We start from the raw sequence: 22602 nt of genomic DNA on the forward strand, positions 1-22602 counted from the left end.
TTGTATTTTTTATCATTCATTTTACCGGCTTAGTATTTGCGGAATATTACTATCTTATGTGTAGGATATGATGATAACGCACTATGTCTGTGTAAAATGGCTAAGGGGTGGGTTAATGTTTAATCCTGTTCCGGTGGGCAAAAGGTTCAGGTATAGTTATGCCAAAATTGAAGAAGTACTGGACATGCCCAACCTTATAGAAATTCAGAAGAATTCTTACAACTGGTTTCTTAAGGAAGGTTTGCAGGAGATATTCCGTGATATCTCTCCAATTCAAGACTTCACCGGCAACCTGATTCTGTCCTTTGAAAACTTTACACTGGGCGAACCTAAATATGATGTCGAAGAGTGCAAAGAACGTGATGTTACCTTTGCCGCTCCGCTTCGCGTCAGCGTCCGGCTGTACAACAAAGAAACACAGGAGATAAAAGAGCAGGAAGTGTTTATGGGCGATTTTCCGCTCATGACTGACAATGGCACATTTATTATTAATGGCGCTGAACGGGTTATTGTCAGCCAGCTTGTACGCTCACCAGGCGTATACTATGGCGAGTCGATTGATACGACTGGTAAAAAGCTTTATAATGCTACCGTTATTCCTAATCGTGGCGCATGGCTGGAACTTGAGACTGATCCCAATGATGTTGTGTCAGTCAGGGTTGACCGTACCCGTAAGCTGCCAGTCACTGTTCTTATCCGATCATTAGGTTTCGTTTCGAACGGTGTTATTTCCGAACTGTTTAATGATGATGTACGCATCCGGGCAACGCTGGAACGGGATAACACTGACTCGCGGGAAGAAGCTCTCGTCGAGATTTATAAGCGGCTGCGTCCGGGCGAACCGCCAACCGTTGAAAATGCAGCCCAGCTTCTGGAATCGCTGTTTTTTGATTCTAAGCGTTATGATCTGGCTACTGTTGGCCGCTATAAGCTTGGGAAAAAATTAGGCTGGCGCCGGCGACTGCTGGGTAAAATACTCGGTCAACCACTTGTTGATAAAGAAACCGGTGAGATCGTCGTTGAAGAAAATACGGTGCTGGACGAAGCTGTACTTGACCGCATTGCTGCTGCCAAGGTTTTTGTGGGTGAAGGTAAACATGAGGCCTGGATTAAGCAGAAAGACGGTACGCCCGTTAAACTGGTGCTTAACTCGGTGCTGCCATTTACACACCGGACGATTACCAGGGAAGATATTATCGCTGCAATCAGCTACCTGCTTAACTTAATGGACGGTCACGGTACCACGGATGATATTGACCATTTAGGTAACCGGCGGCTCCGTTCGGTTGGTGAACTCCTGCAGAACCAGTTCCGGATCGGCCTGGCCCGGATGGAACGGGTTGTCAAGGAACGGATGACGATTCAGGATATTGATGTAATTACGCCGCAGGCACTCATCAACATCAGACCGGTGGTCGCCGCAATAAAAGAGTTTTTTGGTTCCAGCCAGCTGTCACAATTTATGGATCAGACCAATCCCCTGGCTGAACTTACGCATAAACGGCGTCTAAGCGCCCTGGGACCTGGTGGCCTTAGCCGGGAACGTGCCGGTTTTGAAGTCCGGGACGTTCACCATTCCCACTATGGCCGGATGTGCCCGATTGAAACACCGGAGGGTCCCAACATCGGCCTTATCGGCTCATTGTCTACTTTTGGCAGAATTAATGAATTTGGCTTTATCGAGACACCGTACCGTAAAGTCAATAAGCTGGAACACCGGGTAACTGACGATGTAGTATATCTGACGGCTGATGAAGAAGATGAAATGATTATCGCCCAGGCCAATGAGCCGCTTGATGAACAGGGCAGATTCAAAGAACCGCGCGTTACCTGCCGTTACAAGCATGAAATCCTGGTAGTACCGGCGGAAAAAGTCGACTATATGGACGTTTCTCCCAAGCAGGTTGTTTCGATTGCTACCGCCATGATTCCTTTCCTGGAAAACGATGACGCCAACAGGGCTCTGATGGGGGCCAATATGCAGCGGCAGGCTGTACCGCTGCTAAAAACGCAGGCACCGCTTATTGGTACCGGTATGGAATACAAGGCCGCCCGTGATTCCGGTGTTGTAATTCTGGCGAAAAACGCGGGCGTTGTGGAGAAAGTCACCGCCACAGAGATTCATATTCGTACGGAAAAAGGCGGACTTGATACCTATAAACTGCTTAAATACCTGCGTTCTAACCAAGGTACCTGCATTAATCAACGGCCGATTGTGTACAAAGGGGAACAAATCGTTAAAGGGCAGGTGCTTGCTGACGGACCGTCGACAGATAAAGGTGAGCTGGCATTAGGCTATAACGTGCTGGTCGCCTTTATGCCCTGGGAGGGCTACAATTACGAGGACGCCATTCTCTTGAGCCAGGACCTGGTTAAGGAAGATGTCTTTACCTCTATACATATTGAAGAATATGAATGCGATGCCCGCGATACCAAGCTGGGACCTGAGGAAATTACCCGCGATATTCCCAACGTGGCCGAGGATGTGTTACGGGACCTTGATGACCGTGGCATTATCCGCGTTGGTGCCGAAGTACGGCCTGGTGATATCCTGGTTGGTAAAGTAACGCCAAAAGGAGAAACAGAGCTGACCGCTGAAGAGCGTCTCCTCCGGGCTATCTTTGGCGAAAAAGCCAGAGAGGTCCGTGATACCTCGCTCCGTGTACCACATGGTGAAGCCGGTAAGATTGTTGACGTAAAAGTCTTTACCCGGGAAAACGGTGATGAATTACCGCCAGGCGTGAATCAGCTGGTGCGCTGCTATATCGCCCAGAAACGTAAAATATCCGAAGGCGATAAAATGGCCGGCCGTCATGGGAACAAAGGGGTAGTTTCCCGGATTATGCCTAAAGAAGATATGCCCTTTCTGCCTGACGGCACACCGGTGCAAATCGTCTTGAACCCTCTGGGCGTACCATCCCGTATGAATATCGGCCAGGTCCTTGAGACGCATCTGGGCCGTGCCGCCGCCGCCATTGGGATGCAGGTGAAGATGGGCGATCCGACCCTGGTTGAGCGTCTGAAAGAAATCAATTACGATGTGGAAAAGCACGGTATGCCGCAGCCTGACCGGGCCGGGATTCACCTGGCAACACCGGTCTTCGACGGGGCGACAGAAACCGAGGTTATCCGGACACTTACAGCAGCCGGTTTGTCGGAGGATGGCAAAACCGACCTTTATGACGGCAGGACCGGTGAACCTTTCGACAATCGTGTAACTGTGGGCTTTGTGTATATGCTCAAATTAGCTCACTTGGTTGATGATAAGATTCATGCCCGGTCCACAGGACCATACTCGCTTGTTACCCAGCAGCCGCTTGGCGGTAAAGCCCAGTTTGGCGGCCAGCGTTTCGGCGAGATGGAGGTTTGGGCCCTGGAAGCATACGGTGCTGCCTACACCCTGCAGGAACTGTTAACAGTTAAATCTGACGATGTTGTCGGCCGTGTGAAAACCTATGAAGCCATCGTTAAGGGTGAAAACGTACCAGAACCGGGAGTGCCGGAGTCTTTTAAAGTATTGATAAAAGAACTTCAGAGTATTGGCCTTGATGTTAAGATCCTGACCGAGGATGCCCAGGAAATAATGATTCGCGAGTCAGATGAAGACATCAACGAAACAGCTAAGGAGTTAGAGCTGAATATTGGCGACGACGTGCCCAAAGCTCCTGTTGAACGCAAAAAAGCGGACTTTGAGAGTGGTGTGGTTGACGAACTCGAAGCCACTGATGATATTGAGCCACTGGAAGAAGAACTTGACATTATTGCAGAAATCGGTGAAATGGAACCAGATATTGCTCAGCAGGCAGATGAAGATGAATTTGATTTCCAGCCTCAAAAGAGCAGTGCGAAGAAGCTCAAAGAAAATGCTAAAAAGTCTGATCCCCGTGAACTTATGGAAGACATCATAGAAGATGAGGATTTGGACTAGTTAGAAGGGAGCGATATCCCCTTGTTGGATGTAAATAACTTTGATTCGATGCGTATTGGTCTGGCGTCACCGGAGCAGATCCGCAAGTGGTCGCATGGCGAAGTAAGAAAACCTGAAACAATCAACTACCGTACCTTGAAGCCGGAGCGCGAAGGTCTGTTCTGTGAAAAGATTTTTGGGCCAACTAGGGACTGGGAGTGTCACTGCGGTAAATATAAGCGGATTCGTTATAAAGGCATCATCTGCGACCGGTGCGGCGTTGAAGTAACCCGCTCCAAGGTCCGGCGGGACCGGATGGGCCATATCGAACTGGCAGCACCTGTCTCCCATATCTGGTATTTTAAGGGTATACCCAGCCGGATGGGGCTTATTCTGGATATCTCCCCGCGTTCGCTGGAAAAAGTATTATATTTTGCCTCCTATATTGTGCTGGATCCTGGTGACACGCCGCTCATGAAGAAACAGCTTTTGAACGAGAACGAGTATCGTGAGCATCGGGATAAATACGGCAGTGCCTTTAAAGTAGGCATGGGCGCCGAAGCCATTAAAAAGCTGTTGGAAGAGCTTGATTTGGAAAAAATGAGCCGCGAACTCCGGCAAGAGTTAAAAGAAGTAAGCGGTCAGAGAAAAATACGGGCAATTCGACGGCTGGAGGTGGCCGAGGCATTCCGTAAGTCCGGCAATAATCCTGCCTGGATGATTATGGATGTCACGCCGGTTATCCCGCCGGAATTACGGCCAATGGTACAGCTTGACGGCGGCCGCTTTGCCACCTCGGACTTAAACGATTTGTACCGGCGAGTAATCAACCGCAATAACCGTTTGAAACGCCTCTTGGACTTAGGGGCGCCGGATATCATCGTCCGCAATGAAAAACGGATGCTGCAGGAAGCGGTGGATGCACTCATCGATAATGGCCGCCGTGGCCGTCCGGTCACCGGCCCAGGCAACCGGCCCCTAAAATCATTGAGCGATATGCTTAAGGGTAAACAGGGACGCTTCCGTCAGAATTTGTTGGGCAAACGGGTAGACTACTCTGGCCGTTCGGTTATCGTTGTCGGTCCGGAACTTAAGCTGCACCAATGCGGTTTGCCGAAAGAGATGGCCCTGGAGCTATTCAAACCTTTTGTCATGAAAAAGCTGGTCAATGCTGGCCATGCGCATAATATAAAAAGTGCCAAACGGATGGTTGAGAGGGTTCGTCCCGAGGTTTGGGACGTTCTGGAAGAGGTTATCAAAGAGCATCCGGTACTTTTAAACCGGGCACCAACTTTGCACCGGCTGGGGATTCAGGCCTTTGAACCTGTGTTGTCAGAGGGCCGGGCTATTAAAATCCATCCATTAGTATGTACTGCCTACAATGCGGATTTTGACGGCGACCAAATGGCAGTACACGTGCCTTTATCGGCAGAGGCTCAGGCGGAAGCCCGCATGCTCATGCTCTCAGCGCATAATATTTTATCCACCAAAGACGGCCGGCCGGTAGCCACCCCTACCCAGGACATGGTATTGGGTGCTTATTATCTGACCATTGAAAAAGACCCTGTAGATGGTCAGCTTAAGACCTTTGCCAATATGAATGAGGCTTTGCTGGCTTATCATCATAAGACATTAGGCTTGCATGAGAAAATTAAAATGCGCATTGCTGGTTATGGGCTGGTCCATACCTCGGTCGGCCGGATGATATTTAATGAAGTATTGCCACACGAGCTCAGGCATTATGAGCAACGGGGCGAAGAATGGCATCTCGGTAAACTGATGGATAAAAAGCAGCTGGGTAAGCTTGTAGCTGACTCCTACCGGATTTTTGGTAATGCCAAAACGGCAATGGTGCTGGATGCTGTTAAGCGTCTGGGTTTCTCGTTTGCCTGTCGCGCCGGCATCACAATTGCTATTTCCGACATTAAGATCCCGAGCGAAAAGAAAGAAATTCTAAGAACTGCCGAAGACAAGGTTAATACCATTGATAAACAGTATCGCCGTGGTCTGATTACTGATGATGAACGCTACAAAAAGACGATTGACCTGTGGACTAAAGCCACTGATGACGTTACTGCCGCCATGATGGCTACCTTAGACCGGTTTAACCCTGTCTATATGATGGCTAACTCCGGCGCCCGCGGTAACATCCAGCAGATCCGTCAGCTGGCAGGTATGCGCGGCCTTATGGCCGATCCGTCCGGACGAATTATTGACCTGCCTATTAAAGCTAATTTCCGCGAAGGCTTAACAGTACTGGAGTACTTTATCTCAACCCATGGTGCGCGCAAAGGTCTGGCTGATACTGCACTGCGGACAGCCGACTCCGGTTATCTTACCCGGCGCTTGGTTGACGTAGCCCAGGATGTTATCGTTCGCGAAGAAGACTGTGACATTGTTGGTCTTAACCTGGTGCGTGAGCGGGCACGGCTGGCCCAGTCCAGTGCCGGTGCCATTGATATGCTTAAAGATACACTCCTTACCCGGGTGCTGGCGCAGGAGGTACTTAATCCTAAAACGGCTGATATATTGCTGCCGCAAGGGACTGTGCTGAATGAGGATAACCTGCGGTTAATCGGTGAATGCGGCGTACCTGAAATTATGATTCAGGGGCAGACCGATGAAACCGAAGAAGATGTCGGCCGTTCTGCCGCCGCCGAGACCATTGCCCTTGGCGCCCCTGAAGCAAAAGTACGGGCGGCTCTGAAAGAGGCCATGATCCGGGAAATGCTGGGTAAAAATACAACGGAAGCGATCGTAACCAGTGATGGCGTAGTATTGGTCCCGGCCGAAACAACATTTACCGAGGAGCATATTGAGGCTGTACTGGCCAGCTCCGTAAAAGAAGTTAAAGTTCGCAATAATAACATCAGAGGCATTGAGGTTGAGGCCATCAAAGAAGGCTCTGGTGTTATTGAGTCGCTTAAGGACCGGATTGTCGGTAGAATGTCGGCTGAGGATATTGTGAATCCGGCAACCGGTGAACCGATTGTTAAGATTAGTGACTTAATTACTGAAGAACTGGCTGACGAGATAGTTAAAGTGCGGGAAAAAGTATCCATTCGATCAGTACTTACCTGCCGCTCACGGTATGGGGTATGTATTAACTGCTATGGCCGCAACCTGGGAACAAGTCATATGGTTGACGTTGGTGAGGCTGTTGGCATTATTGCTGCCCAGTCCATCGGTGAACCAGGTACCCAGCTGACAATGAGAACCTTCCATACCGGCGGTGTCGCCGGTGACGATATTACCCAGGGTTTACCGCGGGTAGAAGAGTTATTTGAAGCCCGTAAACCCAAACGCCAGGCCATTATCACCGAGGTTGACGGCCGGATCGAAGTCAAAGAAATTAAAGGTATGCGACGGGTAACTGTTTTCCCGGCCGACGCCTCCTTGGGCGAAGAACGTGTATACCAGGTACCTTACGGCGCCAGACTTATTGTCAGCGACGGGCAAAACGTGGAAGCCGGCGACCGCCTGACCGAAGGCGCGGTAAACCCCCATGATATTCTGCGGGTCAGCGGTTTAAAAGCTACTCAGCGCTATCTTGTTTATGAGGTCCAAAAAGTATATAAATCTCAGGGCGTTGAAATTAACGATAAGCATATTGAAGTTATGGTCCGCCAGATGATGCATAAGGTCAAAGTAGAGGAAGCCGGCGATACCGACGTTCTTCCTGGTGAATATATTGATTTGAATACCTTTGAGGAAGAAAACGCCAAAGCGATTGAAGCCGGCGGCGAACCGGCTATTGCCAGGCCTATTCTGCTGGGGATTACCAAGGCATCACTGGCTACCGACTCCTTCTTGTCGGCGGCGTCTTTCCAGGAAACGACACGTGTATTGACCGAAGCTGCTATTAAAGGCAAAGTCGATCCGCTCCTGGGACTGAAAGAAAATGTAATTATCGGCAAGCTGATTCCGGCCGGCACCGGTATGAGCCGTTACCGCAACGTCCGGCTCAAACAACCGGCAGCACTATTGGAACACGAAGAATTAGCCGGTGAATAGGAAGTAGCTTGGCTAGTAGCGAAAGACTGGGATGGTGGATCATCATCCCGGTCTTTTTGTATTATAAAAGACTGCTGAACACCAACCGCCGCACTTGCGCCATCAGAATTTCTTTTATATATTTGAGACTATTAACCTATGTAAATGCTTTGCCGGGTAGTCGATATAGAAAGTAAAAGCAATTGTGGAAAGAGGTGTCGCAGGTGTATTTTATCTACGAATTAGCCAGGCAGCAAGTGGCAGCTAAGCGTAGGCGGCGGCCGGTCTATAAAGCCCTGCTGATTTTGCTGCTGGTTTTATGTTTGGTGCTGCAGCCATTATCAGCTAAGTGTGCCCTGAATACAGCCCCGTGCCTGTATTCTTTAACAAACCAATAAATCACTGGCGCAGAATTGCTTCATATATAATAGAAGCAGTTAAATAAGACAGCCATCAGCGGCAAAAAGAAGTATAAACCAGGCCCATGAGGGCACTACTAATGAGTGGTAAATAGTGGATTTGATACACCCGGTTTAGTGTGTTTAAAAATATGCAGAAACTCTAATAGTTTATTGACATTTGGAATTCCAAATGTTAATATATTAGAGTGTCTTGTGAACAGTGCTATTTATCCAAAGGAGTTGGCGATGTGAACAGTGAGGAACTTGCCGGTTTAAAGACCGCCAATAAAGCCATTGGTGCTAAACAAACAGCGCGGGCTGTGGAAAAAGGTCTGGCCGCCAAGGTGTATCTTGCGGTTGATGCTGATCGCCGGGTGGTAGCACCGCTAGCGCATCTGTGTAATCAAAAAGCTGTGTTGGTTGATGAAACAGCGACGATGAGTGAACTGGGGAAGGCCTGCAGCATTGCCGTAGGCGCTGCGGCTGTGGCTGTTTTAAAATAGCAGTTAACACGGACGAGTCGTTAATAACTTTACCTGCTGAAACCGGCAGATGAGGTTTTTAATAATAAATAACGAGATTGGGGAAGGAGGTGCGCTTAAAAAATGCCAACAATTAGTCAGCTAGTGCGCAAAAGCCGGGAGCAACTGATTCAAAAATCGACTGCACCTGCACTTAAAGAATGTCCACAAAAACGTGGCGTATGCACGAGAGTATATACAACTACTCCGAAAAAACCGAACTCTGCACTTCGCAAAGTAGCCCGTGTACGCTTAACTAACGGCATTGAAGTAACCGCCTATATTCCGGGTATTGGTCACAATCTGCAGGAACACTCAGTTGTGCTTATCCGTGGTGGCAGGGTCAAAGATTTGCCAGGCGTACGTTATCACATTGTTCGCGGTGCTCTTGATACTGCCGGTGTTGCCAAACGCAGCCAGGGCCGTTCGAAATACGGTGCCAAAAAGGCCGTAGCTAAGAAGTAATTGCAAGAACAGTTGTAGAGTTTTGGAAAAGGAGGGATACTGATGCCAAGAAAAGGTGCTGTTCCCAAGCGGGATGTATTGCCGGATCCGGTATATAGCTCCAAGCTGGTAACCAGATTTATCAATAAATTGATGTATGACGGCAAAAAAGGTGTTGCTGAAAACATTGTATATGACGCATTTGAGGCGATTCGTGCCAAAACCGGTAAAGATCCAATGGATGTTTTTGAAACAGCGTTGAAAAATGTTATGCCGGTTCTTGAAGTCCGGGCTCGCCGTGTGGGTGGAGCCAACTATCAAGTGCCAGTAGAAGTACGGCCTGACCGTAAAATGTCGCTTGGTATTCGCTGGTTGGTTAATTATTCGCGGCTGCGCGGTGAAAAGACCATGCACGAACGCCTTGCTTCAGAATTGATGGATGCTGCCAACAATACCGGCGCATCTGTTAAGAAACGTGAAGATACACATAAAATGGCTGAAGCCAACAAGGCTTTTGCCCATTACCGCTGGTAAAATTCGAAGTACGGAGTTCGCGTGCGGGAATTGAACGGGGTTGCGTAAGCAACCCGTCTTTGACTCAAACCTGACAAATAGCGGACCCCGCGATACTAAGGAGTGAAAATAGTGGCCCGAAAGTTTCCACTTGAAAAGACGCGGAACATCGGCATCATGGCGCATATAGACGCTGGCAAGACCACTACGACTGAACGCATACTGTTTTATACCGGCAGAGTACACAAAATTGGTGAAGTGCATGATGGCGCTGCGACTATGGACTGGATGGTGCAAGAACAAGAAAGGGGTATAACCATTACCTCTGCGGCCACTACAGCCCAATGGGACGGGCATCGTATAAACATCATTGACACACCAGGACACGTGGACTTTACAGTTGAAGTAGAACGTTCACTCAGGGTACTTGATGGCTCGGTTGCGGTATTTTGCGCTAAAGGCGGCGTAGAGCCTCAGTCGGAGACAGTGTGGCGTCAAGCTGATAAATACGGCGTTCCCCGTATGGCATATGTTAATAAAATGGACATCACCGGTGCTGATTTCTACCGGGTTGTTGATATGATGAAAAGTCGTTTGGGCGCGTTTGCCGTGCCAATCCAACTGCCAATCGGTTTTGAAGATACCTTCAAGGGTTTCGTTGATCTTATTGAAATGAAGGCAGTTATGTATACTGACGACCTGGGGAAAGTGAGCGAATCAACAGAGATTCCTGAGGATATGCTGGAGAATGCAGAGCTTTACCGCCAGAACCTGCTGGATGCCGTTGCTGAAAGCGACGATGAACTGATGATGAAATATCTTGAGGGTGAAGAACTCACCATTGATGAGATCAAATCAGGAATTCGCCGCGCTACTATTGCCTGCAAAATGACACCGGTACTTTGCGGCTCATCCTACAAAAACAAAGGCGTTCAGCCTCTGCTGGATGCTGTTGTCGCTTATATGCCTGCTCCCACTGATATTCCGGCCATCAAAGGTGTTAAGCCAGATACCGGCGAGGAAGACGAGCGTAAAGCCGATGATAGTATTCCGTTTTCGGCACTGGCGTTTAAGATTATGGCTGATCCTTATGTGGGGAAACTCGCTTTCTTCCGCGTATATTCCGGCAAACTAGCTTCCGGCTCGTATGTGTACAACTCCACAAAAGGAAAACGGGAACGTATCGGCCGGATTCTCCAGATGCATGCCAACCACCGTGAAGAGATCGAAATCGTTTACACGGGGGACATTGCCGCTGCTGTAGGTCTCAAAGATACTACAACCGGTGATACCCTGTGCGACGATAAAAATATTATCATACTTGAATCAATGGTGTTTCCGGACCCGGTTATCCATATAGCTGTCGAGCCTAAGACTAAAGCCGATCAGGAAAAAATGGGCGTAGCGCTTAATCGCCTGGCGGAAGAAGATCCGACCTTCCGGATGCATACCGATCAGGAAACCGGTCAAACCATCATCTCGGGTATGGGTGAACTACATCTCGAAATTATTGTTGACCGGATGCTCAGAGAATTCAAGGTTGAGTGCAATGTGGGTAAACCTCAGGTTGCTTACCGCGAGACGATCCGCAAAACTGTTAAATCCGAGGGTAAGTTTGTCCGCCAGTCCGGTGGCCGTGGCCAATACGGACATTGCTGGCTGCAGATTGAACCGCTTGAACCAGGCCAGGGTTTTGTCTTTGAAAACAAAGTTGTTGGTGGTGCTATTCCCAAAGAATACATCAACCCGATTGAGGCTGGCGTCAAAGAAGCTATGGATACAGGCGTATCTGCCGGCTATCCGATGGTTGACATTAAAGTAACCGTTTTCGACGGTTCCTACCACGATGTTGACTCATCGGAAATGGCTTTCAAAATTGCCGGCTCGATGGGTTTCAAGGCTGGCTGCGCCAAGGCTGCACCGGTTATCCTTGAACCCTACATGAAAGTGGAAGTTATTGTTCCTGAAGAATATATGGGCGACGTTATCGGCGACTTAAACTCCCGTCGTGGCCGTATCGAAGGGATGGAAACCCGTTCCGGTGCGCAAGCGATTAAATCATTTGTGCCGCTTTCGGAAATGTTCGGTTATTCGACTGACCTTCGTTCCAAGACGCAGGGCCGTGGCAACTACTCCATGGAATTTGACCACTATGAAGAGGTTCCCAAGACAATTGCCGAAGTTATCGCTTCTAAAAACAAAGGTGCATAATTATCACTAAACGATTCCCCGGTCTGAAAATAATACTAAGAAATATAGGAGGTAACACTCGAAAATGGCTAAGAAAAAGTTTGAAAGAAACAAACCCCATGTTAACATTGGTACAATTGGTCACGTTGACCATGGCAAAACCTCGCTGACTGCCGCAATTACCATGACGCTGGCCAAACACGGCGGCGCCGAGTTCATGGCCTATGATCAAATCGATAAAGCACCGGAAGAAAGAGAACGCGGTATTACCATCAACACCGCCCACGTGGAATATGAAACTCCTGCCCGCCACTATGCGCATGTTGACTGCCCGGGCCATGCGGACTATGTTAAAAACATGATCACCGGGGCCGCCCAAATGGACGGCGCCATCCTGGTTGTATCGGCCGCTGACGGCCCGATGCCGCAGACCCGTGAACACATCCTGCTGTCCCGCCAGGTAGGCGTACCGGCCATGGTTGTGTTCCTGAACAAAGCGGATCTGGTTGATGACGCGGAGTTGATGGAACTGGTGGAAATGGAAGTGCGCGAACTGCTTTCCAGCTACGAATTCCCCGGTGACGACATTCCGGTAGTGAGCGGTTCGGCAGTAAAAGTACTTAACTGCGGCTGCGCCAAGCGCGAATGCGAATGGTGCGGCAAGATTCATGAACTGATGGACAAAGTTGACGGCTACATCCCGACGCCGGAACGGGCCACTGATAAACCGTTCCTGATGCCGGTGGAAGACGTATTTACCATTACCGGCCGGGGTACAGTAGCAACCGGCCGTGTAGAGCGGGGTGTAGTAAAAGTCAGTGATACCATCGAAATCGTAGGTATGACAGAAAAACCGAAATCAACCGTAGTAACGGGCGTAGAAATGTTCCGTAAGCTGCTGGATTCGGCCGTGGCCGGGGATAATATCGGTGCCCTGCTGCGTGGTGTTGACCGGAAAGAAATCGAACGGGGCCAGGTACTGGCAAAACCAGGTTCGATTAAACCGCACACCAAATTCAAATCGGAAGTATATGTACTGTCGAAAGAAGAAGGCGGCCGTCATACCCCGTTTTTTAACGGCTACCGTCCGCAGTTCTACTTCCGGACAACGGACGTAACCGGTGTTGTTACCCTGCCGGAAGGCGTGGAAATGGTAATGCCTGGCGACAACATTCAAATGGACATCGCCCTGATTACCCCGATCGCTATTGAAGAAGGCCTGCGTTTTGCAATCCGTGAAGGCGGCCGCACCGTTGGTGCCGGCGTTGTAACTGCGGTTGTTGAATAGTTAAAATATAATATCCGGCAAGGGCGGCAATAGCCGCCTTTTGCCGGGATATTGACCGGCGATGACGTGGAAGGTGGCCCGCACGCGCGGGGAAATTTCCACCGAGAATGTCCGTTCAGAGAAACTGGGCGATAAGGAGGAATAAATATATGGCTAAACAACAAAAAATCAGAATCCGCCTTAAGGCGTATGACCACAAGGCGCTTGACCAAAGTGCGGCTAAGATTGTTGAAACCGCAAAACGTACCGGCGCTATGGTTTCCGGTCCTATTCCGCTTCCTACCGAGAAAAACATCTTTACTATTCTGCGTTCACCCCATGTCAATAAAGACTCCCGCGAACAATTCGAAATGCGGACCCATAAACGTCTTATTGACATCCTGGAGCCAACCCCCAAGACGGTAGATGCCTTAATGCGTCTCGACTTGCCGGCTGGTGTGGACATTGAAATCAAGCTGTAGGAGGAGGTGCGATAATGGCTAAAGGAATTTTAGGTAAAAAACTGGGTATGACCCAAATCTTTACGGCTGAGGGTAAAGTTATTCCGGTTACTGTAATTGAAGCCGGCCCCAATGTCGTAGTGCAAAACAAAACCGTTGAAAATGATGGCTACAATGCAGTGCAGCTTGGTTTTGGCGCTGTCAAAGAAAAGAAAGTTACCAAACCTTTGCAGGGTCACTTTGCAAAAGCCAACGTCAAACCGGTGAAATTTATCCGTGAACTGCGTCTGCCTGGAGCCTCTGAATATACAGTAGGTCAAGTTCTGAGCGCTGATGTCTTCAGTGAAGGTGAATTGATTGATGTAACTGGCACTGCTAAAGGTAAAGGCTTTGCCGGCGGCATTAAAAGACATAACTTTAAACGCGGACCTATGGCCCACGGTTCCAAATCCCATCGTGAGCCCGGTACTATTGGTTCCCGGATGAGCGGCGGCGGCGGCAAGGTATTCAAAGGCAAGAAACTTCCCGGCCGTATGGGCGGACAGAAAGTAACTGTTCAACGCCTGCAGGTAGTCCGCATAGATGTACCCCGCAACCTTTTATTGGTTAAAGGTGCTGTTCCCGGACCTAAAGGCAGTCTGATCATTGTAAAGAATACGGTAAAACCCACTAAGTAATCGCAGCTTGCTTTCTTTACGGTAACGTAAAGAGCAGGTTGCGAGCATCGAAAGGAGGATGTGCTATATGCCGAAAGTGGCAGTATATGATATGACCGGTGCAAAGACCGGTGAAATAGAACTTAATGATAGCGTATTTGGCGTAGAGATAAATGAAGCCGTTGTCCATCAGGTTGTTGTTATGCAGTTGGCGAGCCAACGTCAGGGCACTCACGCAACGAAGACCAGATCTATGGTACGCGGTGGCGGTAGAAAACCCTGGAAACAAAAAGGTACCGGCCGGGCACGGGCCGGCAGCATCAGATCTCCATTATGGGTAGGTGGCGGTGTCGCCTTCGGACCGCATCCGCGGAGCTATAAGTTCAGTATGCCCCGGAAAGTGCGCCGTTTGGCGATTAAATCAGCCTTGACAGCCAAGGTGAATGATGGCGGCTTACTGGTTGTCGAAGACATTAACTTTGCTGCACCCAAAACCAAAGACGTCGTAAAATTCCTTGGTAATTTTGAGGCCAGCGATAATAAGGCCCTGATTATCACGGTTGATCAGAATGACAATGTTGTAAAATCATCCCGTAATATTCCTGGTGTTAAAGCCATCAATACCATGGGCCTGAATGTATTCGACCTGCTTCATCATGATAAGGTGCTGGTAACCAAAGATGCAGTCGCCAAGATTGAGGAGGTGCTGGCATAATGGCAAACCTGCGCGATATACTCATTAAGCCGTACATTACCGAAAAAACCACAAGTATGATGGCTGACAACAAATACACTTTTATTGTGCCTTTAACTGCCAATAAGATTGAAATTCGTCAAGCTGTTGAACAAATCTTCAAAGTCAGAGTTCTTGATGTCAATACCCTCCGGGTAATGGGCAAGACCAAGCGCATGGGCAAAAATGCCGGTAAACGGCCGGACTTTAAAAAGGCCATTGTTAAACTGGCTCCCGGCGAGCGCATTGAATTCTTTGAAGGTGTATAACCACAATTTCCTAAAAAGGAGGGGCACACATGCCAGTTAAAAGTTTTAAACCATACGCTCCTGGCAGAAGATTTATGACGGTAGCCGATTTTTCGGACCTTACCACAGATCGTCCCGAGCGTTCTTTGACCGAGCGTCTCCAAAAACACGCCGGTCGCAATCAGCAAGGCCGTTTGACTGTGCGGCATCAGGGCGGCGGTCATAAGCGCCTATACCGTGTGATTGACTTCAAGCGCAATAAAGACGGTATTCCTGCCAAGATTGCATCGATTGAATATGATCCTAACCGCTCAGCCCGGATTGCTCTGTTAAACTATGCTGACGGCGAGAAACGTTATATTCTTGCACCTAACGGTCTTAAGGTGGGCGATACCATCATGAGCGGTCCTGAGGCTGATATCAAGCCAGGCAATGCTCTGGCCCTTAAAAATATCCCGGTAGGTACCCAACTGCATAATATTGAACTGAAAATCGGCAAAGGCGGCCAGATGGTTCGCTCAGCCGGTGCTTCCGCCCAGCTTATGGCAAAGGAAGGCACCCATGCACTCCTCAGACTGCCATCAGGCGAGCTGCGTAAAGTTCATATTAACTGCCGGGCTACTATCGGTCAGGTAGGCAACCTTGAACATGAAAATATCACCATCGGGAAAGCCGGCCGTTCGCGTTGGCTCGGTATCCGTCCTGCTAACCGCGGTGTCGCAATGAACCCGATTGACCATCCGCATGGCGGTGGTGAAGGCCGTTCGCCTATCGGTCGGAAACATCCGGTTACTCCGTGGGGCAAATGCGCAATGGGTGCGAAAACCCGGAGAAGCAAAGCTTCTGACAAGCTGATTGTTAAGAAACGGAAGTAATTTCGATTGATCGATAGGTCGAGGTTCGGTTGTTCGAGAGGATTGGCCGTAGGGCGAATTCACGAATTAACGAATCCGCTAACGAAGCGAAAGGAGGCTATTTAAGTGTCAAGATCAATTAAAAAAGGACCTTATGTGCATGAAAGCCTGATCAAGAAAATTGACGCGCTCAATGCTAAAAATGATAAAAAGGTTATTAAGACCTGGTCGCGCAGCTCGACGATACTGCCAACCTTTGTCGGCCACACCCTGGCTGTCCATGACGGCCGCAAACATGTGCCGGTATATGTTACCGAAGACATGGTTGGCCATAAACTTGGCGAATTTGCGCCGACGCGGACTTATAAAGGCCACAGCGGCTCTGAACGGTCCACTGGGGTAAGATAACATACGCTTTGCAAAAATCCGGGATTAGAGGCCGGAAGGGGGTTAAATATATGGAAGCTAAAGCAATTGCCAGACATATTCGCATTGCACCCCGCAAAATCCGCATCGTGATTGACTTAATTCGCGGCAAAAATGTGGGCGAGGCTTTTGCGATTTTAAAATACACTCCGAAAGTTGGAGCGGAAGTTCTGGAAAAAGTGCTGAAATCAGCTATCGCTAATGCTGAACACAACTATGACCTGAATGTTGATGCTCTCTATGTGTCACAGGCGTTTGTTGATCAGGGGCCAACCTTGAAACGTATTCATCCGCGCTCACGCGGGCAGGCGTTCAAAATTTTAAAGCGTACCAGCCATGTAACATTGGTTGTGAAAGAAAGATAAGCTAACGACGAAGGAGGGAAATTTAGTGGGTCAAAAAGTTAATCCGCATGGTCTTCGTCTTGGCATTGTGAAAACCTGGGATGCGAAATGGTATGCCGACAAAGATTATGCAAAAAATTTGCATGAAGATATTAAAATGCGTGATATGCTGAAAGAAAAACTTTATACTTCCAATGTGTCGCAAATCATTATTGAACGTGCGGCTAACCGGGTTAAAGTTACTATTCACACTGCTAAGCCTGGTATGGTGATTGGTCGTGGCGGCAGTGGCATTGAAAACATTAAGAGATGGCTGAAAGACCTTACCGGCAAAAATATTGAAGTCAATATTGCCGAGATTAAGCAAGCCGAACTTGATGCGACTTTGGTCGCTGAAAACATTGCCGCTCAGCTTGAGAAACGTATTGCTTTCCGCCGGGCAATGAAGCAATCGGTAACCCGTACCATCCGTATGGGCGCCAAAGGGATTAAGGTAATGGTCGGCGGTCGTTTAGGCGGCGCTGAAATTGCCCGTACCGAAAGCTACCGTGAAGGCAGTATTCCCCTGCACACCTTGCGGGCCGATATTGATTACGGCACTGCCGAAGCTCATACCACCTATGGCCGGATCGGTGTAAAAGTCTGGATTTACAAGGGTGAAATCCTGCCTGAGGCTAAAAAGACTGTTGTCGCCGCTGCCGCCGTTGAAGGGGGCGAGAAATAATGCTGATTCCTAAGAGAGTGAAACACCGCAAGCAATTTCGCGGACGGATGAAAGGCAAAGCCACTAAAGGCAATATGGTTTCTCACGGTGAGTTCGGCCTGGTCGCTCTTGAACCGGCTTGGATTACCAACCGGCAGATTGAAGCAGCCCGTATTGCCATGACCCGTTACATTAAGCGTGGCGGTAAAGTCTGGATAAAAATATTTCCTGATAAACCGATTACTGCTAAGCCCGCCGAAACCCGCATGGGTAGTGGTAAAGGCTCACCGGAATACTGGGTTGCTGTCGTGAAACCCGGCCGCGTCATGTTTGAAATGGATGGCGTGCCGGAAGAAACAGCGCGTGAAGCAATGCGTCTTGCTGCTCACAAACTGCCGATTAAGACCAAGTTCGTTACGCGGGAGGAAACCGCGGATTTGGACATGGACGCACCTGGTGTCAATGCTAAAGCAGGTGGTGAAGTAAATGAAGGCTAAAGATATCCGCGATATGAGTGCAGCCGAACTTGAGCAAAATTTTACGAAGCTGAAAGAAGAACTGTTTAACCTGCGGTTCCAACATGCTACCGGCCAGCTGGATAACCCGATGCGGATTCCGGCCGTCAAGAAAACAATTGCCCGCATTAAAACTGTTCAGCGCCAGCGTGAACTTAAGGCTCAGTAATGGACCATGTTAGTGAGTATGAAGGGAGGCAATGCAGAGTGACCGTTGAAAGAAATGAGCGTAAAGTCCGGATCGGTAAAGTAGTTAGCGATAAAATGGACAAAACTGTAGTCATCGCGGTTGAGCGTTTGGTACGTCATCCGCTGTATCATAAATCAGTTAAACAAACGGTAAAGTTTAAAGCTCATGATGAGAATAACGAAAGCCATGTTGGTGATACCGTTAAAATCATGGAAACCCGCCCGCTGTCTAAGGAAAAACGCTGGCGTGTGGTGGAAGTTCTCGAGAGAGCAAGATAGTTGTTCCGCACAGTCAAGCAAGCTTCTAAAGCTCGAGGTCTTAAGCTGGCATCGAGTCACATAAGGAAGGAGGATAAGCACTATGATTCAACAACAGAGTATACTGAATGTTGCTGATAATACCGGCGCAAAGCAAATTATGTGCATCCGCGTACTGGGCGGCTCATATCGCCGCTATGCCAACATTGGCGACGTTATCGTGGCCGCTGTTAAAGACGCTACACCCGGTGGCGTTGTCAAGAAAGGCGATGTAATTAAAGCCGTTGTTGTTCGTTCCAGTAAGGGATTACGTCGTCCGGACGGTTCGTACATCAAGTTTGATGAAAACGCTGCCGTTGTTATAAAAGAAGATAAAAGCCCGAGAGGTACACGGATATTTGGACCTGTTGCCCGCGAACTCAGGGACAAAGATTTCATGAAAATTATCTCACTGGCGCCTGAGGTTATCTAGATTAAGGAGGTGTCCGGAGTGTCCGAAGCCCAAAAATTGCATGTAAAAAAAGGCGATAAAGTTGTTGTGTTGTCTGGTAAAGATAAAGGCAAACAAGGTAAGATCGTAGAAGCGCTGCCTAAAAAAGGCAAGGTTGTGGTAGAAGGTATCAATAAAGTAAAACGCCACACAAAACCCAGCCAAAAAGCGCCTCAAGGCGGTATTCTGGTAAAAGAAGCGCCGCTTGCTTCTGCCAAAGTTATGCTGGTATGTCCGGCATGCAGCAAACCTACCCGTATTAAAAAAGCCCAGGTTGCCGGCGGCGCATTTGCCCGTGCCTGCAAACACTGCGGTGAAGTTATCGATAAAGACAAGTAAAAACCATCTTCCCTGAAAGGAGGTTAACTTATGGCTACAAGGCTTAAAGAAAAATATATAAATGAAGTAACTAAAGCGATGATGGAAAAGTTTGGTTACAAAAATGTTATGGAGATTCCTAAAGTCGAGAAAGTAGTAATCAATATGGGGGTCGGTGAAGCAGTTGGCAACCCCAAAGTTCTCGACGCCGCAGTAGGCGATATGACAATGATTTCCGGGCAGAAACCGGTAATCACCAAAGCTAAGAAATCCATCGCTGCTTTTAAAATCCGTGAGGGTATGCCGATTGGTGCTAAGGTAACCATGCGCGGCGAGCGGATGTACCAATTCCTTGACAAACTCTTCAACATCTCGCTGCCACGGGTACGTGACTTCCGCGGTATAAGCCCTAAATCCTTTGACGGACGCGGCAATTACACACTGGGTATTAAAGAACAACTGATTTTTCCCGAGATCGACTACGATAAAGTAGATAAGATACGCGGCATGGATATCATCATTGTTACCACAGCCAAGACTGATGAAGAAGCCAGAGAACTGTTACGATTGATGGGGATGCCGTTTACGGCATAAGACTTCTGCCCGGTGACGCCCACCTGCGTCGTAAGTTTCAGGACATTGTCTGAGCCGCGGCGCGGCAGCGTCTTGCGGCTGAAACCTGTTTATAGTCAACAGTGGATAAAAAGGAGGGAATTCGGTGGCCAAAAAGGCTTTAATTGAGAAATGGAAAAACGAGCCTAAATTTAAAGTGCGTAAGTACAATCGCTGCAAAATATGTGGTCGTCCGCACGGATATATGCGCAAATTTGAAATGTGCCGGATTTGTTTCCGGGAACTGAGCTACAAAGGCGCCATTCCTGGAGTAACAAAGGCAAGCTGGTAAGCAGCAACATATAGGAAGGGGGTTCTAAACCATGGTAATGACCGATCCGATTGCCGACATGCTTACTCGCATTCGCAACGCCAACTCGGTTTTTCACGATAAAGTCGAGATTCCAGCATCCAACATCAAGAAAGCCGTAGCCCAGATTCTGAAAGACGAAGGTTTTATCAGAGACTACGACACACTGCAAGATGGCAAACAGGGAATGCTGCGGGTTAGCCTTAAATACGGGCCGAACCGCGAAAAAGTAATTACTGGCATTAAGCGCATTTCTAAGCCCGGTCTGCGCGTTTACGCTAAGAAAGAACAGCTGCCCCGCGTACTGGGCGGTCTCGGAATTGCGATTATCTCAACATCTAAAGGCATTATGAGCGATAAAGCCGCCCGTAAAGAAGGTCTTGGCGGCGAAGTACTGGCATACGTTTGGTAAAAATCGCGAGTTCGCTGAGTCGAGGTTCGAAGGTTCGAGAAACCATACATTTGGCTTGCATAGCAAAGTCAACGTAAGCCGAATTATCGAACATGCGAACGTAGCGAGCCCACGAAAACAGGAGGTGCAACATGTCTAGAATTGGTAGGAGTCCCATCACTGTTCCTGCTGGTGTTACCGTAACCATCGGCGACAGCAACCTGATAACAGTCAAAGGCCCGAAAGGCGAGCTGACCCGCCAACTCCATCCCGATATGATTATCGAAAGGGAAGGCGATATCATTAACGTCAAACGGCCTACAGATAACAAGCAACACCGTTCGCTCCACGGGTTAACCCGGACCCTTGTCAGCAATATGGTAACAGGCGTAACTAAAGGCTTTGCAAAGACTCTGGAAATTGCCGGTGTAGGTTACCGTGCCGCTAAATCCGGTCAGAAACTGGCCCTCACCTTAGGCTTCTCGCATCCACTGGAGGTTGAGCCGCCGGCAGGTCTGGCAATTGACGTTCCGGCACCTAACCGTATTGTTGTTTCTGGTATTGACAAAGAAGCTGTCGGCGCACTTGCTGCAAAAATCCGCGGCTATCGCGAACCAGAACCGTACAAAGGCAAAGGGGTCAAGTATGAAGGGGAAGTTGTTCGCCGCAAAGTTGGTAAAGCTGGCGGTAAAGGCAAGAAATAAACTTGTCAGAGGTAATTCAAGCGAAAGGAGTGAACACCTTGCTGCGTAAACCAAGTAAAAACATCGGGCGTCAAAAGCGTCAACTGAGAGCCCGGAAGACTCTGAACGGCAGCATCGAACGCCCTCGTCTCAACGTATTCCGTAGTTTGAAGCATATTTATGCTCAGATTATCAACGATAAAAATGGCACTACTTTAGTAGCGGCCAGTACCCTTGATAAAGACTTACAGGTTGAGTATGGTGGTAACATTGATGCGGCTAAAGCTGTAGGCGAGGCAATCGCCAAGCGGGCCCTGGAAAAAGGAATCACGAAAGTGGTATTTGATCGTGCCGGCTATATCTATCACGGCCGCATCGCCGCCCTGGCTGCTGCTGCTCGCGAAGCCGGACTTGAATTCTAAGAAAAGGAGGGAAATAAATGGCCAGAATTGATTACACCGGTCTTGATCTTAAAGAAAAAGTGGTATTCATTAACCGGGTCGCCAAGGTAGTAAAAGGCGGCAGGCGTTTTTCTTTCAGCGCTCTGGTAGTTGTCGGCGATGGCAACGGCCATGTAGGCTTCGGTTTAGGCAAAGCTGCTGAAGTACCGGAAGCTATCCGTAAAGGCGTGGAAGACGCTAAAAAAAGCCTGATTAAGGTTCCCATTGTCGGCACCACTATTCCTCATCAAATCTTGGGTGAGTTTGGCGCTGGCAGAGTGTTATTAAAGCCTGCTTCCGAAGGCACAGGCGTAATCGCCGGCGGCCCAGCCCGTGCTGTGCTTGAACTTGCCGGTATTCACGACATCCTGACTAAATCGCTTGGTTCGTCTAACGCCAACAATATGGTCCGGGCTACCATTGCCGGTCTCAGCCAGCTTAAACGGGCTGAAGAGGTTGCCAGCCTGCGTGGCAAAACCGTTCAGGAACTGTTGGGTTAAGGAGGTAACACAATGGCGAAGCTTAAAATTACTTTAACTCGCAGTCTGATTGGCAGACCTGAAGACCAACGTGCAACAGTAGCTGCATTGGGCCTCAGGAAAACCAACAGCACTGTAGTCAAGGAAGATAGTGCGGCAATCAAGGGTATGGTTCGCAAGGTAGAACACCTTGTTACCGTAGAAACAGTTGCAGAATAAAGCAAACAACAATAACCAATATATTAGTTCAAGGAGG

27 protein-coding genes are annotated in these 22602 nt (G+C 48.8%); all 27 read left to right on the top strand.

The annotated features are described in order from the left end of the window. Positions 1 to 115 precede the first annotated feature (115 nt). The 27 genes from rpoB to rpmD all read left to right on the top strand — a co-directional run bounded on the left by rpoB (position 116) and on the right by rpmD (position 22565). Positions 116 to 3928 carry a DNA-directed RNA polymerase subunit beta gene (gene rpoB / locus SPTER_RS00250; RefSeq protein WP_144348524.1) on the top strand — a complete coding sequence of 1271 codons (3813 nt, stop codon included), beginning with the start codon at positions 116 to 118 and terminating at the stop codon, positions 3926 to 3928. 21 nt (positions 3929 to 3949) lie between these two features. Next, positions 3950 to 7921 carry a DNA-directed RNA polymerase subunit beta' gene (rpoC, locus tag SPTER_RS00255; RefSeq protein ID WP_144348525.1) on the top strand — a complete coding sequence of 1324 codons (3972 nt, stop codon included), beginning with the start codon at positions 3950 to 3952 and terminating at the stop codon, positions 7919 to 7921. A gap of 628 nt (positions 7922 to 8549) precedes the next feature. Further along, on the top strand, positions 8550 to 8804 hold the full coding sequence (locus tag SPTER_RS00260; protein WP_144348526.1) for a ribosomal L7Ae/L30e/S12e/Gadd45 family protein: 255 nt from the start codon (positions 8550 to 8552) through the stop codon (positions 8802 to 8804). 102 nt (positions 8805 to 8906) lie between these two features. Beyond that, on the top strand, positions 8907 to 9287 hold the full coding sequence (gene rpsL, locus SPTER_RS00265) for a 30S ribosomal protein S12 (protein ID WP_144348527.1): 381 nt from the start codon (positions 8907 to 8909) through the stop codon (positions 9285 to 9287). A gap of 42 nt (positions 9288 to 9329) precedes the next feature. After that, positions 9330 to 9800, top strand: coding sequence for a 30S ribosomal protein S7 (gene rpsG, locus SPTER_RS00270; protein WP_144348528.1), 471 nt, complete (start codon positions 9330 to 9332; stop codon positions 9798 to 9800). Positions 9801 to 9911: 111 nt separating this feature from the next. Continuing rightward, complete coding sequence (gene fusA / locus SPTER_RS00275) at positions 9912 to 11990, top strand: elongation factor G (protein ID WP_144348529.1); 2079 nt, start codon at positions 9912 to 9914, stop codon at positions 11988 to 11990. Between the two features lie 64 nt (positions 11991 to 12054). After that, positions 12055 to 13257, top strand: coding sequence for an elongation factor Tu (gene tuf, locus SPTER_RS00280; protein ID WP_144348517.1), 1203 nt, complete (start codon positions 12055 to 12057; stop codon positions 13255 to 13257). 149 nt (positions 13258 to 13406) lie between these two features. Further along, entirely contained in the window at positions 13407 to 13718 is a 312-nt protein-coding gene (gene rpsJ / locus SPTER_RS00285) for a 30S ribosomal protein S10 (RefSeq protein WP_021168692.1), read from the top strand. 14 nt (positions 13719 to 13732) lie between these two features. After that, on the top strand, positions 13733 to 14374 hold the full coding sequence (rplC, locus tag SPTER_RS00290) for a 50S ribosomal protein L3 (protein WP_144348530.1): 642 nt from the start codon (positions 13733 to 13735) through the stop codon (positions 14372 to 14374). Between the two features lie 67 nt (positions 14375 to 14441). After that, positions 14442 to 15068 (top strand): 50S ribosomal protein L4, encoded by a 627-nt coding sequence (rplD, locus tag SPTER_RS00295; protein WP_144348531.1) that lies wholly within the window; start codon positions 14442 to 14444, stop codon positions 15066 to 15068. Continuing rightward, positions 15068 to 15355, top strand: coding sequence for a 50S ribosomal protein L23 (rplW, locus tag SPTER_RS00300; RefSeq protein ID WP_144348532.1), 288 nt, complete (start codon positions 15068 to 15070; stop codon positions 15353 to 15355). The genes rplD and rplW overlap by 1 nt, the downstream gene beginning before the upstream one ends. Positions 15356 to 15384: 29 nt before the next feature. Next, complete coding sequence (gene rplB, locus SPTER_RS00305; protein ID WP_144348533.1) at positions 15385 to 16209, top strand: 50S ribosomal protein L2; 825 nt, start codon at positions 15385 to 15387, stop codon at positions 16207 to 16209. Between the two features lie 105 nt (positions 16210 to 16314). Next, positions 16315 to 16596, top strand: a complete 282-nt coding sequence (gene rpsS / locus SPTER_RS00310; protein WP_144348534.1) for a 30S ribosomal protein S19 — start codon at positions 16315 to 16317, stop codon at positions 16594 to 16596. 50 nt (positions 16597 to 16646) lie between these two features. Further along, positions 16647 to 16979, top strand: a complete 333-nt coding sequence (rplV, locus tag SPTER_RS00315) for a 50S ribosomal protein L22 (RefSeq protein ID WP_144348535.1) — start codon at positions 16647 to 16649, stop codon at positions 16977 to 16979. Between the two features lie 25 nt (positions 16980 to 17004). Continuing rightward, complete coding sequence (gene rpsC, locus SPTER_RS00320; protein WP_144348536.1) at positions 17005 to 17682, top strand: 30S ribosomal protein S3; 678 nt, start codon at positions 17005 to 17007, stop codon at positions 17680 to 17682. Further along, positions 17682 to 18158: a 50S ribosomal protein L16 gene (rplP, locus tag SPTER_RS00325; protein WP_144348537.1), complete on the top strand. Its 477-nt coding sequence runs from the start codon at positions 17682 to 17684 to the stop codon at positions 18156 to 18158. Before rpsC ends, rplP begins: the two co-directional genes overlap by 1 nt. Continuing rightward, positions 18148 to 18345, top strand: a complete 198-nt coding sequence (rpmC, locus tag SPTER_RS00330) for a 50S ribosomal protein L29 (protein WP_144348538.1) — start codon at positions 18148 to 18150, stop codon at positions 18343 to 18345. The genes rplP and rpmC overlap by 11 nt, the downstream gene beginning before the upstream one ends. Then, positions 18345 to 18644 (top strand): 30S ribosomal protein S17, encoded by a 300-nt coding sequence (rpsQ, locus tag SPTER_RS00335; RefSeq protein WP_144348539.1) that lies wholly within the window; start codon positions 18345 to 18347, stop codon positions 18642 to 18644. The genes rpmC and rpsQ overlap by 1 nt, the downstream gene beginning before the upstream one ends. An 82-nt stretch (positions 18645 to 18726) precedes the next feature. Then, a complete protein-coding gene (rplN, locus tag SPTER_RS00340; protein ID WP_144348540.1) occupies positions 18727 to 19095 on the top strand; it encodes a 50S ribosomal protein L14 in 369 nt (122 codons plus the stop codon). 18 nt (positions 19096 to 19113) lie between these two features. Continuing rightward, positions 19114 to 19452 carry a 50S ribosomal protein L24 gene (gene rplX / locus SPTER_RS00345; RefSeq protein WP_144348541.1) on the top strand — a complete coding sequence of 113 codons (339 nt, stop codon included), beginning with the start codon at positions 19114 to 19116 and terminating at the stop codon, positions 19450 to 19452. A gap of 30 nt (positions 19453 to 19482) precedes the next feature. Beyond that, the gene (gene rplE, locus SPTER_RS00350) at positions 19483 to 20025 is read left to right on the top strand and encodes a 50S ribosomal protein L5 (protein WP_144348542.1); all 543 of its coding nucleotides are present in this window, start codon (positions 19483 to 19485) and stop codon (positions 20023 to 20025) included. Between the two features lie 124 nt (positions 20026 to 20149). Further along, the gene (locus SPTER_RS00355) at positions 20150 to 20335 is read left to right on the top strand and encodes a type Z 30S ribosomal protein S14 (protein ID WP_075752846.1); all 186 of its coding nucleotides are present in this window, start codon (positions 20150 to 20152) and stop codon (positions 20333 to 20335) included. 31 nt (positions 20336 to 20366) lie between these two features. Continuing rightward, a complete protein-coding gene (gene rpsH / locus SPTER_RS00360) occupies positions 20367 to 20765 on the top strand; it encodes a 30S ribosomal protein S8 (RefSeq protein WP_144348543.1) in 399 nt (132 codons plus the stop codon). A gap of 131 nt (positions 20766 to 20896) precedes the next feature. Continuing rightward, a complete protein-coding gene (rplF, locus tag SPTER_RS00365; protein WP_144348544.1) occupies positions 20897 to 21448 on the top strand; it encodes a 50S ribosomal protein L6 in 552 nt (183 codons plus the stop codon). 38 nt (positions 21449 to 21486) lie between these two features. Beyond that, positions 21487 to 21849: a 50S ribosomal protein L18 gene (gene rplR, locus SPTER_RS00370; protein ID WP_144348545.1), complete on the top strand. Its 363-nt coding sequence runs from the start codon at positions 21487 to 21489 to the stop codon at positions 21847 to 21849. 17 nt (positions 21850 to 21866) lie between these two features. Next, entirely contained in the window at positions 21867 to 22367 is a 501-nt protein-coding gene (gene rpsE / locus SPTER_RS00375; RefSeq protein ID WP_144348546.1) for a 30S ribosomal protein S5, read from the top strand. A gap of 12 nt (positions 22368 to 22379) precedes the next feature. Next, positions 22380 to 22565, top strand: a complete 186-nt coding sequence (gene rpmD / locus SPTER_RS00380) for a 50S ribosomal protein L30 (protein ID WP_144348547.1) — start codon at positions 22380 to 22382, stop codon at positions 22563 to 22565. Positions 22566 to 22602 lie beyond the last annotated feature (37 nt).

This window comes from Sporomusa termitida (assembly GCF_007641255.1).
GTDB lineage: Bacteria > Bacillota > Negativicutes > Sporomusales > Sporomusaceae > Sporomusa > Sporomusa termitida.